We start from the raw sequence: 16178 nt of genomic DNA on the forward strand, positions 1-16178 counted from the left end.
TTCTCGCATTATCGTTGGTCTGCGGACAATACACCCACCACCCGGCCAATCAACCACTGCAACCCCGCATCCCCACCCCGCCGCGTATGCCAAGCCAGCTCAAAGGCAAACGAAGGGATATGAAACGGCGGAGGCACGGCCAGCAATTGCCGAGCGTCGATATTCAATAAACCCCGGGACGACACCGTCAGAATCAAATCTGTGCCCTGAATCAACTGCGGCGCCACACCCCAATGCGGCAGGCTGATCGCCACATGCCGACGTTCACGAATGGCCGTCAGTGCCCGTTCGATTTCCGGCGTGCCGCTGCCACGCATCTCCAGCAGTACATGGGGGCGCGACAGGTAGGCCGGCAGGTCCAGCACCCCACTGGGCGCAAGGCTGTCGCGGTCGACCAGGCAGGTGTAATGCTCTTCGAACAGCGGCGTAGTGCGCAGTTCGGCGGGCATGTCGGGGAATACGCCCGCAGCCAGGTCGAGGTCGCCATTGAGCACACCGTCGACCATGCCTTCGCGGCTGGCCTGGATGATCTGCAAGTCGATACCGGGCGCTTCCTGGCGTAGGACGCGAACCAAGCCGGGCAGGAAAATCGCTGCGCTGTAGTCAGACATCGCCACGCGAAAGCGGCGCTTGGCAGAAGTGGGATCAAAACGATTCGGCGCCAGCAATGCCTGCACCTGAGCCAGGGCTTCGGCCAAGGGTGCCGCCAACTCCAGGGCGCGCGCGGTTGGCACCAGTGTGCCGCCCTGACGCATCAGCAGCGGGTCGCCTAGCATATCGCGCAGCCGCGCCAACGCATGGCTGACTGCCGGCTGGCTCAGGTGCAGGCGCTCGGCGGCGCGGGTGACGTGTTGCTCGCTGAGCAAGGCGTCGAGGATCACCAGCAGGTTAAGGTCGATGCGGCGCAGATCATTCATCAGCTGCATGCCCAGCATAAGAATTTGGAATTTAAATTTGCGCGACGAATAACCTAGAGTCCAGCAAAACTTCTGGGAGCGTCGAAATGACTGTGTTGCAGTGGGTAGGTTTGTTGGCACTGGCGGTGTTCGCCGGTGCAGTGGTGCCGTTTCAAAGTGCGATCAACGCCAACCTCGGGCGCGGGCTCGGCCATCCTTTGTGGGCCACCTTGGCGTCGTTGCTGGTAAGCATCATCGTGCTGCTGCCGGTGATTGTGGCGCTGCGTTTGCCTCTGCCGAGCCTGGCCTTTATCAGCAAGGCACCATTGTGGATGTGGGCCGGCGGTGCCTTTGGCGTGTGTTTCATTTCATTGGCGTTGATGCTGCTGCCTAAGCTCGGCGCATCAGGCTTCATTGCGCTGGCCATGGCCGGGCAGATTCTTGCCTCGTTGCTGCTGGACCATTTCGGCCTGTTCGGCCTGGTGGAACGCCAGCTGACAACCTCGCGGGTACTGGGCGCATTGCTGCTGATCGGCGGCGTGGCATTGATTCAGTTCAGCGGCGCTCAGCCGCCAGGCGATTGATCTGCGCCTGCTCCACCACCGGCTGCGGCGCGCCCTGGCTGGCCGCCTGCAACATCGCACGGCCGACGGTCTCGGTGCTCACCACCCAGCCCGGCTTTAGTCGCCGCACAAACGAAAGCACCGGCCCGAGCACGCTATAGAAAGATTGATACAACGGCGTCTTCGAACGCACACCGTGCAACGGCTGGATGATCCCCGGACGGAACAGATACACCGCCTTGAACGGCAAGCGCAGCAAGGCATTTTCGGTCTTGCCCTTGACCCGCGCCCACATCGACTTGCCGGCTTCGGAACTGTCCGTGCCGGCGCCGGACACATAGATAAACGTCATCTGCGGATTGAGCCGCGCCAGGGTACTGGCCGCCACGAGGGTCAGATCATAGGTGAGGTGGGTATAACGCGCTTCCTTCATGCCCGCCGACGAAACACCCAGGCAGAAGAAGCACGCATCAAAACCTTGCAGCAGGTTTTCCAGGGGTTGGAAATCCAGCATGTCGCTGTGCAACACCTGATGCAGCTTGCCGTGCTCCTGGGTCAAGGGCGTGCGGCCCACGGCCACCACTTCCTGCACATCGGCCGCCAGCAGGCACTCGCGCAGCACACCCTGGCCCACCATGCCGGTGGCGCCGAATAACAGAACTCTCATGAAAGGACCTCAGCGGCACGCCGCACGCTTGATGCTCGAATGCATTAGGCGTGTAGCTTAACCCGTGCCGCTGAAGGCTGCCCTTATCAAAACATAGGTATCTACACAAAGAGTTGCTGCTGCCGAAGCTAACCACGATGCGGAGCGAGCCGCTCTTGATCTTGATCTGCTTGTGATCTTGATCTCAGGCGCCCCGTTAAACCACGCTGGCCGGAATTCGACAGGGATTTGGGGGGTAAACCGGCAGGGATGCCGGTTTAGCCGCCCCGCGCCATGGATGGCGCGTGGCGGCGGCCCCCCAAATCACTGGCGGATTACGGGCACACCGAGCCAAAGCGAGGTGCCGAGTGGTGGGGCAAGAGCCCTTTGGTTACTTTGGGGCTTTTCCAAAGTGACCCGCCGTCAGGGCGGAACCCTAAGTGGCCGTTACCGCAGCAATGGATATACACACAATCCAACTGTGTCGCCTGCCAGGCCGCCTTCGCGAGCAAGCCCACAGTTGGATTGCGGGGTGTCAGGTAGATTGGTGTTGACTGTCAGGCCGCCATCGCAGGCAAGCCAGCTCCCACAGTTTGATCGCGGGGCGGCAGGTAGACAAGCGTCGGCTGTCAGGGCGTCACGGGAGCAAGTCCAGCATCGCGCCAACATTGTGTAGGTACCTATGCCTATCAAAAAGCGCTCCGAAAGATCTCCTCAATCTGACGCTGATCCGCCCGCCGAGGGTTGGTGAGCCCGCAGGCATCTTTCAACGCATTGCTGGCCAGCAACGGAATGTCCTGCAACTTAGCGCCAAGCTCACGCAAACCAGCAGGGATTTCGACGTCCTGAGACAACCGACGAATCGCCGCAATCGCGGCCTGGGCGCCCTCTTCTACGGTGATGCCCTTGATATCCGCACCAAGGGCCCGGCCCACATCGCTCAGGCGCTTGGCGCAAACACTGGCGTTGAAGCTTTGTACATGGGGCAACAACACCGCGTTACACACACCGTGGGGCAGGTCGTACAAGCCGCCCAATTGGTGGGCCATGGCATGCACAAAACCCAGGGACGCGTTGTTGAAGGCCATGCCCGCGAGGAATTGCGCATAGGCCATGTTCTCCCGTGCAGCCTTGTCAGTGCCGTCGCGGACCGCCAGGCGCAGATTGGCGCTGATCAACTCGATGGCCTTGATCGCGCAGGCGTCGGTGATCGGTGTCGCGGCGGTGGACACGTAGGCTTCGATGGCGTGGGTCAGCGCATCCATGCCCGTGGCGGCAGTGAGGCCCTTGGGCATACCGACCATCAGGGCCGGGTCGTTGACCGACAGCAGCGGCGTGACGTTGCGATCAACGATGGCCATTTTTACGTGGCGGCTTTCGTCGGTGATGATGCAAAAACGCGTCATCTCGCTGGCCGTGCCAGCGGTGGTGTTGATGGCCACCAGCGGCAGTTGTGGCTTGCTCGATCGGTCGACGCCTTCATAGTCGCCGATACGCCCGCCGTTGGTGGCGCACAGGGCGATGCCCTTGGCGCAGTCATGGGGCGAACCGCCGCCCAGGGACACGACGAAATCGCAGGCGCTCTGTTGCAGCAACGCCAGGCCTTTTTCGACGTTTTCCACGCTGGGGTTGGGCTTGGCGCCGTCGTAGACCACCGAGTCGATATCCTGCATCGCCAGCTTCTCGGCAATCATGCCAGCCACACCGGCTTTGGCCAGACCGACGTCGGTGACGATCAACGCTTTGCCGAAGCCGTAGTTGCGAATGGCGGTCATCGCTTCGTCGAGGCAATCGATGCCCATGATGTTGACGGCGGGGATGAAGAACGTGCTGCTCATGGTCAATCCTCAAAGGCTTTATGCCGACAGAATCAACCTGTACCGCGTGGCGCATCTTGATCAGGATCAATGCCGGCTCGTGATAAAGTCACCCCCCAGCCGATTTCGAGTAGACCCGCCGCAATGAAGGATTTCCAGGATATTGACGCCCACCTTGAAGACTGGAGCGCCCTGCGCGCTGCCGTGGACTTCAGCGGGATTCTGATCGGTAACGGCGCCAGCCGCACGATTTGGGAAGACTTCGCCTACGACTCGCTGTTCGAAAACGCCCGTACCGTCGAAGAAAAGCCCCTGAGCCCCTCCGAACTCAGCGTGTTCGACGCCTTGCAAACCCGCAGTTTCGAGCAAGCCCTGGGCGCCTTGAAAACCACCAGCCGGGTCAACAAGGCTCTGGCGGTCAGTTCGGCGGCGCCGCGTAACCGCTACTACGCGATCAAGGAAGCGCTGATCAACACCATCCATACCGTGCACATTCCCTGGCGCCTGGTGCAGCCGTCGACGCTGGCGACGATCCACGCAGAATTGGCCACCTACGCCACCGTCTTCACCAGTAACTACGACTTGCTCAACTATTGGGCGACCCTGCACGCACCGGGTATCGACGACCTGTTTCGCAGCGCCGACTCAAGCTTCGACCTGCTCAATACGCGCACCGACATCACCCGCATCCTGTACCTGCACGGCGGCTTGCATCTGGTGCGTAACCTTGACGGCACGGCGCGTAAATTGCCGTCCACTGACAGCACCCTGCTCAGCAGTTTTGCCATCAATAACACGATCAAAACCCTCGACGATGTGCCGCTGTTCGTCAGTGAAGGCAAGGTGCAGGAGAAGCTCAAAAGTATCCGCAGTTCGGATTATTTGTCGTTCTGTTATGAACAGCTGTTGAGCCACGATGGCGCGCTGTGCATCTTCGGCCATGACTTGGGGCCGCAGGATAAACACCTGGTGGATGCTATTGGCCAGGCCAGCATCAGCACCCTGGCGATCTCGGTGTCGGGGCGCAGTGATGGGTTTATTCGTCAGCAGAAGCGGCGGTATTCGGAGCTGTTCGAGGGCAGTGGCGTAACGCTGAAATTCTTTGCGGCGCGCACTCATCCGCTGGGCAATCCGGCACTGTCAGTCCCTGTGGAACGCTGATCAAAATGTGGGAGCTGGCTTGCCTGCTCCCACATTGACTGCATTTCAATGAGTAAGAAGGGTCACTCCTCAGCGCTGTGCACCACCACCAACAGCTGTGCCTGCACCTCTCCCACCGAGCGAATCCGGTGGGGTTTCTGCGCGTTGAAATGCAGCGCATCGCCGCGCTCCAACAGCACGCGCTCGTTCATGAAATCCACTTCCACCTGGCCTTCATGCACGAATAAAAACTCCTCCCCCAGGTGCTCCTTGAAGGTCTTGTCGGTGAACTCAGCCGGCGGGTAGATGATGAACGGCAACAGGCTGCGTTCGCTGACTTGATGGGCCAGCACCGCATAACCCGGCGAGGTGTCGGGCCGCTCATGGCTGCGCACCAGGCTGTAGCTGTCGAGGCTGACGTTGTCTTCGCTGAACAGCTCTTCGACCTTCACGTTCAATGCCTTGGCCAGTTTCAACGCCGCAGCGATAGACGGCGTATTGAGCCCGCGCTCGACTTTCGACAGGTAACTCTTGGTCATCCCGGATTTTTCGGCCAGGGCCTCCAGGGTCACGCCAAGTTTTTTTCTTAATATTTTCAAGCGGATAGACATGTGCTGCGGTTAATCCATGCAGAAAGCGATGAGACAGGCTTGCCAATGACACAAAGTGTCATATAGCATCTTTAGTGTCATTTGCATTCACCCAACGACCTTGCGAGCAGCGGGCGACCAGCAAATCCGACGTCCATTGAACCACCCAAAGGATACCGATATGGCCAAGACATTAGCACTCCCAAAAGACCAACTGGTCAAGCAAGCACTGAGCCAGATGCAAAACAGCCTGGCAGATAATACGTGGACCGACCGGCAAAAGCTGGCGCTGACCTGCCGAATCCTGTTCGAGTACGGCCACGACTCCGGCCTGGCAGGGCAGATCACCGCACGCGGGCCGACGCCCGGCACCTACTACACCCAGCAACTGGGCCTGGGTTTTGACGAAATCACCGCCAGCAACCTGCTGCTGGTCAACGAAGACTTGGAGGTGCTGGAAGGCCACGGCATTCCCAACCCCGCCAACCGTTTTCACACCTGGGTGTACCGCGGCCGACCGGATGTAAACTGCATCATCCACACGCACCCCACGCACATCGCCGCGCTGTCGATGCTGGAAGTACCGCTGCAGGTGTCGCACATGGACCTTTGCCCGCTGTACGAAGACTGCGCGTTCCTGGAAGCCTGGCCCGGCGTGCCGGTGGGCAATGAAGAAGGGGAAATCATCACCACGGCCCTGGGCGACAAGCGCGCCATCTTGCTCTCGCACCACGGGCAGCTGTCCACCGGGGCCAACATCGAAGAAGCCTGCGTGATTGCGCAGCTGATCGAACGGGCTGCCAAGTTGCAGTTGCTGGCGATGTCTGCGGGCAGCGTCAAACCGATCCTGCCGCAGCTGGGGCGCGAGGCCCATGACTGGATCTCCAAGCCCAAGCGCCACGGCGCCGCGTTCAACTATTACGCCCGGCAAAACCTGCGCAAGCACGCCGATTGCCTGAACTGATTGCCCCCTTTTTCGACCGGAGTTTTCCCCATGTCCAGCCCAACCATTCACGGCATCATCGGCTACACCATCACCCCCTTCAGTGCCGACGGCCAACGCGTTGACCTCGACGCCCTCGGGCACTCCATCGACCGCTTGATCAACAGCGGCGTCCACGCCATCGCGCCCTTGGGCAGCACGGGCGAAGGCGCTTACCTGAGTGATGCCGAGTGGGATGAAGTCAGCGCCTACAGCATCAAGAAGGTCGCCAAGCGCGTGCCGACCATTGTCAGCGTGTCCGACCTCACCACCGCCAAAGCCGTGCGCCGCGCCCGCTACGCCGAAGAGCACGGCGCCGATGTGGTCATGGTGCTGCCGGCCTCGTACTGGAAACTCAGTGAAGCGGAAATCCTCGCCCACTACGCCGCGATCGGCGACAGCATCGGCGTGCCAATCATGCTCTACAACAACCCGGCCACCAGCGGCACCGACATGTCGGTGGAGCTGATCCTGAGGATTCTCAAGCAGGTCGAGAATGTGACCATGGTCAAGGAGAGCACTGGCGACATCCAGCGCATGCACCAGTTGAAACTGCAAAGTGACGTGCCGTTCTACAACGGCTGCAACCCGCTGGCACTGGAAGCCTTCGCGGCGGGTGCCAAAGGCTGGTGCACCGCCGCGCCTAACCTGATCCCACAACTGAACCTGAGCTTGTATCAGGCCGTACTGGCCGATGACTTGAACAAGGCACGGGAGCTGTTCTACCGACAGTTGCCCTTGCTGCAATTCATCCTCAAAGGCGGACTGCCGGCGACGATCAAGGCCGGGTTGCGCTTGACCGGCTTGGAAGTGGGTAACCCACGCCTCCCGGTATTCCCTCTGGGCGAAGCAGGGATCGAGCAACTGAAAACACTTCTGAAGTAAACACCCGCCCCCTGTAGGAGCGAGCTTGCTCGCGAAGAACGCCAACGATAACGCAGCCCATCGGGTGCTCGTGTCGCCTGTTGGTTTTTCGCGAGCGAGCTCCTACCAGGAGATGGCACTTGCATAGAGACAAATGACAATAGTTCTCGATATCATTCACGACTTTTCCAAGCCGTGCTTCGTCAAGAAGGATATCCATGTCTCGTCCCCAGCCCGACCCGTCGTCGGCCGATGCCTGTCGCGGGTTTTATGCAGACATTCTGTATTTCCTGCGTAAACGCACGGACAACGCCAGCGACGCAGCGGACATGGCCCAAGATGTATTTACCCAATGGCTGGGCTACCGCGACCGGGCCAAGGTCGAGCAACCACGGGCGTTTCTTTTCCAGATGGCGCGCAATCTGCTGCGCGATCATTGGCGCAAACAGAAAGTACGGCAAACCATCCACCCTGATCATGCCGAAATGGATGCCGAGCCGGTCACTGACGAGCACAACGACCCCATGGCTGCCGCCCTGCGCCTGCAACGCCTGGAGCAGTTGAAAGAAGTCCTCGCCGAACTCTCGCCCCGCCGCCGAGAAGCCCTTATGCTGCACCGCTTCGAAGGCTTGAGCCAGGCGCAGATCGCAACGCGCATGGGCATCTCCACCAGTATGGTGGAAAAGCACATCGCCTTTGCCCTGCTGCACTGCAAGCGACGCCTTCAACCCGACACCGGCACGGAGCAGCCAGAATGAACCGCCCGAGCGACACCAACGCGCTGGACAGCCAAGCGAGCGATTGCATCGACGCCCAGGCCGCCAGTTGGTTTGCGCGCAACCGCAACGAAGTCAGCCGCGCCGACCGTAAAGCCTTTGCCGCCTGGCAAACGGTGCCCGCCCATGCGCGCGCCTATGCCGAATTCGAACAGCTGTGGGCCGATCTCGCCCAGTTGCAACAGCTAAATAAACCAGTGGCACTGCCCAAGCGTAAGCCAAGCCTCTGGCGCCCTGCCCTGGCGGTGGCCGCCGCCGTGCTCTGCGCGGTGTTGGCGACCTCTATCGGCGCACCGCGCGAGCTGTATCACAGCCAGGTGGCCACCCATGCCAAAGGCATGCGCACGTTGAATCTGCCGGATGGCAGTACCTTGTATGTGAATGCCAACACCCATATCCGCGTGGACTTCAACGCCCATCAACGGGTGCTGCACCTAGACAAAGGCCAGTTGTATATCGAAGTGGCGGCCGACAAGGAACGCCCCCTCTACGTACAAGCCGGCGAGTCGAGCGTACGGGTGGTGGGCACTGCTTTCGATGTGCGCCGTGGGCAGCAGCAATTGGTGGTCAGCGTTGCCCATGGCCAGGTCGCTTTCGCGCCAAATAGCAAAAGCCCCGCCACCCTGCTCGGCGCCCAGCAGCGGGCCTCCTACAACTACGCCAAAGGCACCGTGCAACCGCAAAGCCTCAGCGCCGAAGAGGTCGCCGATTGGCGCAGCGGGCACTTGGCATTTCGCAATCGCGAACTGGCCAGCCTGATCGACGAGCTGAGCCTGTACCGCCCGCAGACGTCGTTGCAGGTGAGCAAGGCCGTGGCGCAACTCAAGGTATCGGGCAACCTTGACGTGAATGACCCAGACGCCCTGCTCAACGCCTTGCCCGCGCTGTTGCCGGTGAAAACCGTACTCTCGGCCGATGGCACGATAAGAATCGAGCCGAGCAAATAGACGGCAACCTCACACATGAGAATATTTTGCATTCGCATGTGTGGTTTTTTTTGCCTGCCCCGTCTTCCTCCTGTCTGTGTTTGATACGCACACCTTTTTGGCTATTTAGCCGCTCCGGGGGATTTCATGTTTCGCGCGCCTTGCCACGCTTCGCACCTGTTTCTTCGACCGACACTCATGGCTACGTGCCTGGCCTTGAGCCTCAGCGCCGAGGCCGAGTCGTTCAAGCTGCACCTGCCGGCTCAGCCGTTGGCCACGTCCCTGAGCCAGGTGGCCCAGCAGGCGAAAATCCAGCTGCTGTTCGATGAAACCCTGCTCAAGAACGTGCAGGCCCTGGCGCTTAACGGTGACTACACCCCGGAAGTGGCCATTCGCTCCCTGCTCAAAAACGGCGAACTCATCCTGCTCAAGGTCGGCAGTACCTACGTGGTGCGCCCCGATGCGGGCAAAACCACCAGCGGTGGCGCGATCCAGTTGGACACCTTGAGCGTGATCGGCACCGGCAATGAGGTAAACGCCAGCACCGTCAACCGCTCCACCCTGACCCAGGCCGACATCGACCGCTACCAGTCCAATAACATCCCCAGCCTGTTGCAGACCTTGCCCGGTGTCAGCCAGGGCGGCTCGCTGAAACCCGGTGGCCAGACCATCAACATCCGTGGTTTCGGCGATGCCGAAGACGTACCGCTGACCGTTGACGGTGCCACCAAGACAGGCTTTGAGCGTTACCAGCAAGGCACGGTGTTTATCGAGCCCGAGCTGATCAAGCGCATCGAAGTGGAAAAAGGCCCCAACTCGCCGTTCACCGGCAATGGCGGCTTCGGCGGCACGGTCAACATGGTCACCAAGGACGCCCCCGACCTGCTCCAGGACGGCCGCAACAGCGGTGCGATGCTCAAATATGGTTACTCCAGCAACGACCATGAGCAGGTCTACAGCAGTGCCGTGTACGGCCGTACCGACGATGGCCGTTTCGATGCGCTGGCCTACCTGACCCAACGCGACGGCGGCGATATGAAAGTGGCCGCCAAGTTGCCCAACGACAACAATGAGTACCCGATCAACCCCCAACGCCTGCCCAACAGCGCCCAGGATGTGGACGGCAAGCTGTTCAAGGTCAACGCGCATTTTACCGATGAGCACAGTGTCGGGCTGTCGTACTCGCGCTCCCACAGCAACCGCTGGACCCCGTTTTCCGCCGCCAGCTACCCCACGCCGCCCACCCAGTTCAACATCGACCGCTACGGCTACGAAGGCGCGTTGAAACGTTTTCTCGCCCACCGTGACACGGTCGACACCACCTGGTCGGGCAAGTATGAATACCAGCCGCTGGACAACCCGCTGGTGGACCTGACCATCAAGTACTCCCAGTCCAACACCGAGCAGACCGATGAGCGTGACGCCACGGCGTTTTTCCAGTTGGCCACCGGTGGGCGCAAGATGGACACCGCCTACACCGACAAGCTCCTGGATATCCGTAACGTCAGCCTGTTCGACACCGGCCCCTTGCAGCATGCCGTGACGGTCGGCGGGCAAGTGCGCAAGCACACCCGCGAAACCGAAATGTGGATGCCCGGCGCCACCTACAACACGCCGCGCTACAACTACGGGCACTTCCAGCCGGGCTTCATGCCCCACGGCAAAGTCGATACCAACAGCTTCTTTATCCAGGACGCGGTGACGTTGGGCGACGTGACGATCACACCGTCGCTACGCTATGACCATGTGCGCAACCGCGGCGAAGGCAACGATGCGCCCTACTACAACAACCCCAACCCAGCAGTGGGTCACGACTACAGCGACCGCACCTACACCGGCTGGTCGCCACGCCTGGCGCTGTTCTGGACCGTGACGCCGAATGTGGGGCTGTTCGCCAACTGGAGCCAGACCTGGCGCGCCCCAGTGATCGACGAACAATACGAAGTGCAGGGCGTGGGCAGCCGCACCGCCACCAGCGTCGACCTGGACCCGGAGCGCATTACCTCGATCACCCTGGGCAACATCACCAGCTTCGACAACCTGATCGCCCAGGACGACAACCTGCAACTGCGCACCACCCTGTTCCACAACAAGGTCGAAGACGAGATCTTCAAGGCCACCGGCGTAGGCTGCCAGAACCAGGCTGTCAACGGCGGCAGCATCGCTTCAGCGTGCCCACCTGGGCCGATGTCCAACTACCGCAATATCGGCAGCCTGACCATCAAGGGCGTTGAGCTCGAGTCGATCTACAACTCCACCTACCTGTTTGGCTCGGTGTCGTTCGCCTATGCCAAGGGCCAGCACCAAGGCGCCTACACCAACCCTTGGGGCCCGGACGTAGCCGCACGAGACATCCCGCCGACCAAATGGGTGCTGGTCCTGGGCACCCACATCCCGGCCTGGGATGCCCAAGTGGGCTGGATGGGCCAATTCATCGGCGCCACCGACCGCCTGCCCAGCGACAAATACTCCGGCGGCCCAGGCTCCAGCATCGGCGATCTGTTCTACGACCAATACGGCAACAAGCGCTACAACACCCAGGGCCTGTTCGCCAAATGGACACCGCAACAGGCGTACCTCAAAGGCACCGAGGTGAACTTCACGGTGGACAACCTGTTCAACAAAAACTTCCGCCCAGCCTTGAGCGGCGACCGGGCGTACACCAAGGGGCGTGATGCGAAGATCAGCGTGACGCGGTTCTTCTAAGCACACACGTATTCCAAATGTGGGAGCTGGCTTGCCTGCGATAACCATAAGTATCTACACAACTGTGCAGTTCGCCGCAGCCACCGCTAACCACGATGCGAAGCGAGTCGCTCTTGATCTTGATCTGCTTGTGATCTTGATCTCAGGCGCCCCGTTAAACCACGCTGGCCGGAATTCGACAGGGATTTGGGGGGTAAACCGGCAGGGATGCCGGTTTAGCCGCCCCGCGCCATGGATGGCGCGTGGCGGCGGCCCCCCAAATCACTGGCGGATTACGGGCACACCGAGCCTAGGCGAGGTGCCGAGTGGTGGGGCAAGAGCGTTTTGCTTACTTTTGCGCTTTTCAAAAGTGAGCCGCCGTCAGGGCGGAACCCTAAGCGGCCGTTACCGCAGCAATGGATATGTACACAATCCAACTGTGTCGCCTGCCAGGCCGCCTTCGCGAGCAAGCCCGCACACAGTTGGATTGTGGGGTGTCAGGTGGATAGGTGTCGGCTGGGAGGCCGCCATCGCAGGCAAGCCAGCTCCCACAATTTGATCGCGGGGCGTCAGCTAGATAGGTGTCGGCTGGCAGGCCGTCATCGCAGGCAAGCCAGCTCCCACATTTGGATCGCGGGGCGTCAGGTAGATATGCACTGGCCGCCGGGGCCGTCACGGGAGCAAGCTCCCACAGCGAACCGCGCCCATTTCAGGCCAGATAGCCATCCCCGCGCAACAGGGTTTCCAGGCAGTGCTCAGTGATGTGGTAGAACGCCTTGAGCTCCTGGATTTTTGCCAATAGCTGCGCATTGTCCACAGGCTCGGCACGTTTGACCGCCAGGATCATCTTGTTCTTGTTGGTGTGATCCAACGAGATGAACTCGAACACCTTGGTCTCATAGCCACAGGCTTCAAGGAACAACGCACGCAGGCTGTCGGTGACCATTTCCGCCTGCTGGCCCAGGTGCAGGCCGTATTGCAGCATCGGCTTGAGCAGCACCGGGCTCTGGATCTGCAGGCGAATCTGTTTGTGGCAGCACGGCGAGCACATGATGATCGACGCACCGGAACGGATGCCGGTGTGGATCGCATAGTCGGTGGCGATGTCACAGGCGTGCAAGGCAATCATCACGTCCAGCTCACTGGGCGCCACGCTGCGTACATCGCCGCATTTGAACACCAGCCCCGGGTGTTCAAGGCGTGCGGCGGCGCTGTTGCACAGGGTGACCATGTCTTCACGCAACTCGACACCGGTGACCTCGCCCTCGGCCTTGAGGGTATTGCGCAGGTAATCGTGAATGGCGAAGGTCAGGTAGCCCTTGCCCGAGCCGAAATCGGCGACACGCACCGGGCGGTCGAGCTGCAACGGCGACGACGTCAGCGCATGGCTGAACACTTCGATGAACTTGTTGATCTGCTTCCACTTGCGCGACATCGAGGGGATCAGCGCCTGCTTGGCGTCGGTCACGCCCAGGTCGGCGAGGAACGGCCGGCTCAGGTCGAGGAAGCGATTTTTTTCACGGTTATGCTCGGCCGACGGCGCTTCGCGCAGTTGCTGCGGTTTGCTTTTGAACAGCGAGCTTTTGTTCTTCTTGCTGTATTCCAACTGGGCTTCGTCGGTCAGCGCCAGCAAGTGCGCGTTCTTGAACGAGCTGGGCAACAGCTCGGCAATCGCCGCCACGCCGTCGGCCACGGGAAAGTTCTTGGTGATATCGCGGGTCTTGTAGCGATAGACGAACGACAGGCAGGGCTGCTCCTTGACCACCACCGGCTTGATGATCAGCCGCTGCAGCTCGGCTTCTTCACCGACGTACTTGGCCAGCACCAGCTTGATAAAAGCGTTCTGCGCCAGGCTTGCGCTCAACAGTTCGATGAACTGGGCATGATGATCCGGCGCAGGGCGGGCAGGTTGAGCGGTGACGGACATGAACAAAAACGCCTCGGGTAAAGAATGCCGGGCATTTTAGGCGGGATGGGGGTTCAGGGCACGGGGTTATTTGATCAACGGTCAATCAGCTGCCCTGTGTAGGAGCGAGCTTGCTCGCGAAAAACGTCAACGATAACGCGGGTGTCCTGAATGAACGCGGCGTCGATGAGTTTTTCGCGAGCAAGCTCGCTCCTACAAAAAAGCGGTTATTCGAGTACGACCAGGCGATTGGGCAGCTCGTTGCGGGTTTGGGTAACGGGCACATGCACCTTGAGCAACTCGCCACAGGCTTCAACGCAAGCGATAAACCCGGCCAGCGTCTGCCCCTGTTTCACTTGCTGGGTAAACGCCTGGACAATGGCGTCCCAATTGCTGTCATCCAGGCGCTTGGAAATCCCTTCATCCACCAGGATCTCCACATAACGCTCGGCCTCGCTGACAAAAATCAGCACCCCGGTGCTGCCCACTGTGTGGTGCAGGTTCTGCTCCATAAACTGCCGCCGCGCCAGGTTGGATGCACGCCAGTGGCGTACCGAGCGCGGGATCAGCCGGGTGGTGACCTTGGGCAAACGGAACACCAGGCACAGCACGATGAACGTCGCCCACTGCGCCACCAGCAAGGTGTACATGGTCAGGTAGCCCGACAGGTAATGCACCACGCCAGGCACCACCAACGCGATCAAGCTCGCCCACAGCAACGGAATGTAGGCGTAGTCGTCGGCGCGCGCCGCCAGCACGGTGACCAACTCCGCGTCGGTGGTTTTCTCGACCCGGGCGATCGCTTCGGCGACTTGGCGCTGCTCGTGTTCAGTCAGTAATGCCATGGTTGTAGATGCTCTATTTTCGTTATTGTCATTACCAGCCGCCCGAAGCCCCGCCGCCGCCAAAGCCCCCGCCGCCGCCGCGGAAACCACCGCCACCGCCGCCCCCACCGCCGCCGCGTCCACTGCTGTTGAGAATCGCCAGCAGAATGGCACCCACCGGCAAGCCCATGCGGTTGCACAACCACAACACGCCGATCAGCAGGATAAACAGGCCGATGGAAAAACCGGGATTATCCATGGCGAAGTTGGCATCCGCCACATGGGCCGGCACCGCCAAGGGCTCACCGCCCACCACCTGGATCATCGCGGCCACGCCATCGCTGATGCCCTGGCTGAAATTGCCGGCCTTGAACTTGGGCAGGATCACCTGGTTGATGATCACCCAGGATTGCGCATCGGTCAGCACGCCTTCCAGGCCATAGCCGACTTCGATGCGCAACTGGCGGTCATCACGGGAGACGATCAACAGCGCGCCGTTGTCCTTGCCCTTCTGGCCAATGCCCCACTGGCGGCCCAATTGATAACCGTAGTCCTCAATGGGCACGCCCTGCAGGTCGGGCACGGTGACCACCACCAACTGGTCGCCCGAGGTTTGCTCCAGCGCCTGCAATTGCTGGGTCAGTTGCTCGCGCACCGCCGGGTCGATCATCTGCGCGCTGTCCACCACCCGCCCGGTCAGCGCCGGGAAGGTCAGCGCCGCCTGGGCCACGCCCACGCAGGCCAACAGCCACAGCGCCAGGCCTATCCGTAATAAACGCATCGACACCTCAGTGCAGCCTTATTTGAACTTCACTTGCGGCGCTTTATCGGCATCGGCGCTGGTGGCTTCAAACGTGGCGCGGATCGGCAAGTCGCTGTACATCACGCTGTGCCACAGGCGGCCCGGGAAAGTACGGATCTCGGTGTTGTAAGCCTGCACGGCTTGGATAAAGTCACGGCGAGACACAGCGATACGGTTCTCGGTGCCTTCAAGTTGCGATTGCAAGGCCAGGAAGTTCTGGTTGGCCTTCAGGTCCGGGTAACGCTCGGACACCACCATCAAACGGCTGAGTGCGCCGCTCAGGCCATCCTGGGCTTGCTGGAACTGCTTGAGTTTCTCGGGGTTGTCCAGGGTGCTGGCATCCACCTGGATCGAGGTGGCCTTGGCCCGCGCTTCAATCACCGCGGTGAGGGTTTCCTGTTCGTGGGCGGCATACGCCTTCACCGTTTCCACCAGGTTGGGGATCAGGTCGGCACGGCGCTGGTACTGGTTCTGCACCTGGCCCCAGGCGGCCTTGGCCTGTTCGTCCAGGGTCGGGATGTTGTTGATGCCGCAACCGCTCAGCACGCTGCTGATCAGTAACAGCGCCGCAGCCTTGAAGCCCCAGCGATAAGTGTGTGCTGCTTGCATGGTGTTTCTCCTGCCCAATCTGGATGGAATGTGACGACTAACCCTATAAACCACGCGCTTGGGGCATAATCCGCCACCACTGGAATGCTTCGAGCCAATCAGCTACAAAGATGCCCAGCGCGAAAAAGAGTTCAGAGTGTGCTGCATTTATC

At 60.7% G+C, this 16178-nt stretch carries 15 protein-coding genes; 7 read left to right on the forward strand and 8 right to left on the reverse strand.

All coding sequences use genetic code 11. The annotated features are described in order from the left end of the window. Nucleotides 1–8 precede the first annotated feature (8 nt). Nucleotides 9–935: a LysR family transcriptional regulator gene (locus CRN80_RS29855; RefSeq protein WP_098952477.1), complete on the reverse strand. Its 927-nt coding sequence runs from the start codon at nucleotides 933–935 to the stop codon at nucleotides 9–11. Nucleotides 936–1003: 68 nt separating this feature from the next. On the opposite strand from CRN80_RS29855, the gene CRN80_RS29860 reads away from it, so the two are divergent. After that, nucleotides 1004–1480: a DMT family transporter gene (locus CRN80_RS29860; protein WP_044272740.1), complete on the forward strand. Its 477-nt coding sequence runs from the start codon at nucleotides 1004–1006 to the stop codon at nucleotides 1478–1480. Here the strand turns inward: CRN80_RS29860 and CRN80_RS29865 are convergent. Further along, complete coding sequence (locus CRN80_RS29865) at nucleotides 1452–2126, reverse strand: NAD(P)H-binding protein (RefSeq protein WP_098952478.1); 675 nt, start codon at nucleotides 2124–2126, stop codon at nucleotides 1452–1454. The two genes, CRN80_RS29860 and CRN80_RS29865, sit on opposite strands and share 29 nt — an antisense overlap. Nucleotides 2127–2794: 668 nt before the next feature. After that, nucleotides 2795–3943, reverse strand: a complete 1149-nt coding sequence (yiaY, locus tag CRN80_RS29875; RefSeq protein WP_098952479.1) for an L-threonine dehydrogenase — start codon at nucleotides 3941–3943, stop codon at nucleotides 2795–2797. 123 nt (nucleotides 3944–4066) lie between these two features. On the opposite strand from yiaY, the gene CRN80_RS29880 reads away from it, so the two are divergent. After that, a complete protein-coding gene (locus CRN80_RS29880) occupies nucleotides 4067–5083 on the forward strand; it encodes a DUF4917 family protein (RefSeq protein ID WP_098952480.1) in 1017 nt (338 codons plus the stop codon). A gap of 62 nt (nucleotides 5084–5145) precedes the next feature. Here the strand turns inward: CRN80_RS29880 and CRN80_RS29885 are convergent, their stop codons facing one another. Further along, complete coding sequence (locus CRN80_RS29885; protein WP_032893083.1) at nucleotides 5146–5673, reverse strand: helix-turn-helix domain-containing protein; 528 nt, start codon at nucleotides 5671–5673, stop codon at nucleotides 5146–5148. 160 nt (nucleotides 5674–5833) lie between these two features. Between CRN80_RS29885 and CRN80_RS29890 the strand changes: the two genes are divergently transcribed. From CRN80_RS29890 to CRN80_RS29910, 5 genes are all read left to right on the forward strand, one after another. After that, nucleotides 5834–6616 carry an aldolase gene (locus tag CRN80_RS29890; RefSeq protein WP_098952481.1) on the forward strand — a complete coding sequence of 261 codons (783 nt, stop codon included), beginning with the start codon at nucleotides 5834–5836 and terminating at the stop codon, nucleotides 6614–6616. A gap of 30 nt (nucleotides 6617–6646) precedes the next feature. Further along, nucleotides 6647–7519 carry a dihydrodipicolinate synthase family protein gene (locus tag CRN80_RS29895; RefSeq protein WP_047710279.1) on the forward strand — a complete coding sequence of 291 codons (873 nt, stop codon included), beginning with the start codon at nucleotides 6647–6649 and terminating at the stop codon, nucleotides 7517–7519. Between the two features lie 197 nt (nucleotides 7520–7716). Beyond that, on the forward strand, nucleotides 7717–8256 hold the full coding sequence (locus CRN80_RS29900; RefSeq protein WP_032893085.1) for an RNA polymerase sigma factor: 540 nt from the start codon (nucleotides 7717–7719) through the stop codon (nucleotides 8254–8256). After that, the gene (locus tag CRN80_RS29905) at nucleotides 8253–9221 is read left to right on the forward strand and encodes a FecR domain-containing protein (protein ID WP_098952482.1); all 969 of its coding nucleotides are present in this window, start codon (nucleotides 8253–8255) and stop codon (nucleotides 9219–9221) included. The genes CRN80_RS29900 and CRN80_RS29905 overlap by 4 nt, the downstream gene beginning before the upstream one ends. A 126-nt stretch (nucleotides 9222–9347) precedes the next feature. Beyond that, nucleotides 9348–11906, forward strand: a complete 2559-nt coding sequence (locus tag CRN80_RS29910; protein WP_098952483.1) for a TonB-dependent receptor — start codon at nucleotides 9348–9350, stop codon at nucleotides 11904–11906. A gap of 688 nt (nucleotides 11907–12594) precedes the next feature. Here the strand turns inward: CRN80_RS29910 and CRN80_RS29920 are convergent. The 4 genes from CRN80_RS29920 to CRN80_RS29935 form a co-directional block, all read right to left on the reverse strand. Beyond that, nucleotides 12595–13812 (reverse strand): SAM-dependent methyltransferase, encoded by a 1218-nt coding sequence (locus CRN80_RS29920; protein ID WP_098952486.1) that lies wholly within the window; start codon nucleotides 13810–13812, stop codon nucleotides 12595–12597. A 206-nt stretch (nucleotides 13813–14018) separates the two neighbouring features. Next, the gene (locus CRN80_RS29925) at nucleotides 14019–14636 is read right to left on the reverse strand and encodes a TPM domain-containing protein (RefSeq protein WP_032893090.1); all 618 of its coding nucleotides are present in this window, start codon (nucleotides 14634–14636) and stop codon (nucleotides 14019–14021) included. A 31-nt stretch (nucleotides 14637–14667) separates the two neighbouring features. Further along, the gene (locus CRN80_RS31995) at nucleotides 14668–15396 is read right to left on the reverse strand and encodes a YgcG family protein (protein WP_032893092.1); all 729 of its coding nucleotides are present in this window, start codon (nucleotides 15394–15396) and stop codon (nucleotides 14668–14670) included. An 18-nt stretch (nucleotides 15397–15414) separates the two neighbouring features. Continuing rightward, entirely contained in the window at nucleotides 15415–16026 is a 612-nt protein-coding gene (locus CRN80_RS29935; RefSeq protein ID WP_014717327.1) for a LemA family protein, read from the reverse strand. Nucleotides 16027–16178: the final 152 nt, after the last annotated feature.

Origin of the sequence: Pseudomonas sp. FDAARGOS_380 (assembly GCF_002591235.1) — a bacterium.
Taxonomy (GTDB): Bacteria; Pseudomonadota; Gammaproteobacteria; order Pseudomonadales; family Pseudomonadaceae; genus Aquipseudomonas; species Aquipseudomonas salmasensis.

Excerpts from the sequence above, each read along its gene's own strand:
- CRN80_RS29910 (WP_098952483.1), top strand. The coding sequence starts at position 9,348 with ATGTTTCGCGCGCCTTGCCACGCTTCGCACCTGTTTCTTCGACCGACA.
- CRN80_RS29865 (WP_098952478.1), bottom strand. The coding sequence starts at position 2,126 with ATGAGAGTTCTGTTATTCGGCGCCACCGGCATGGTGGGCCAGGGTGTG.
- CRN80_RS29925 (WP_032893090.1), bottom strand. The coding sequence starts at position 14,636 with ATGGCATTACTGACTGAACACGAGCAGCGCCAAGTCGCCGAAGCGATC.
- CRN80_RS29890 (WP_098952481.1), top strand. The coding sequence starts at position 5,834 with ATGGCCAAGACATTAGCACTCCCAAAAGACCAACTGGTCAAGCAAGCA.
- CRN80_RS29935 (WP_014717327.1), bottom strand. The coding sequence starts at position 16,026 with ATGCAAGCAGCACACACTTATCGCTGGGGCTTCAAGGCTGCGGCGCTG.
- CRN80_RS29905 (WP_098952482.1), top strand. The coding sequence starts at position 8,253 with ATGAACCGCCCGAGCGACACCAACGCGCTGGACAGCCAAGCGAGCGAT.
- CRN80_RS29895 (WP_047710279.1), top strand. The coding sequence starts at position 6,647 with ATGTCCAGCCCAACCATTCACGGCATCATCGGCTACACCATCACCCCC.
- CRN80_RS29880 (WP_098952480.1), top strand. The coding sequence starts at position 4,067 with ATGAAGGATTTCCAGGATATTGACGCCCACCTTGAAGACTGGAGCGCC.
- CRN80_RS29900 (WP_032893085.1), top strand. The coding sequence starts at position 7,717 with ATGTCTCGTCCCCAGCCCGACCCGTCGTCGGCCGATGCCTGTCGCGGG.
- CRN80_RS29920 (WP_098952486.1), bottom strand. The coding sequence starts at position 13,812 with ATGTCCGTCACCGCTCAACCTGCCCGCCCTGCGCCGGATCATCATGCC.
- CRN80_RS31995 (WP_032893092.1), bottom strand. The coding sequence starts at position 15,396 with ATGCGTTTATTACGGATAGGCCTGGCGCTGTGGCTGTTGGCCTGCGTG.
- CRN80_RS29860 (WP_044272740.1), top strand. The coding sequence starts at position 1,004 with ATGACTGTGTTGCAGTGGGTAGGTTTGTTGGCACTGGCGGTGTTCGCC.
- CRN80_RS29855 (WP_098952477.1), bottom strand. The coding sequence starts at position 935 with ATGCTGGGCATGCAGCTGATGAATGATCTGCGCCGCATCGACCTTAAC.
- yiaY (WP_098952479.1), bottom strand. The coding sequence starts at position 3,943 with ATGAGCAGCACGTTCTTCATCCCCGCCGTCAACATCATGGGCATCGAT.
- CRN80_RS29885 (WP_032893083.1), bottom strand. The coding sequence starts at position 5,673 with ATGTCTATCCGCTTGAAAATATTAAGAAAAAAACTTGGCGTGACCCTG.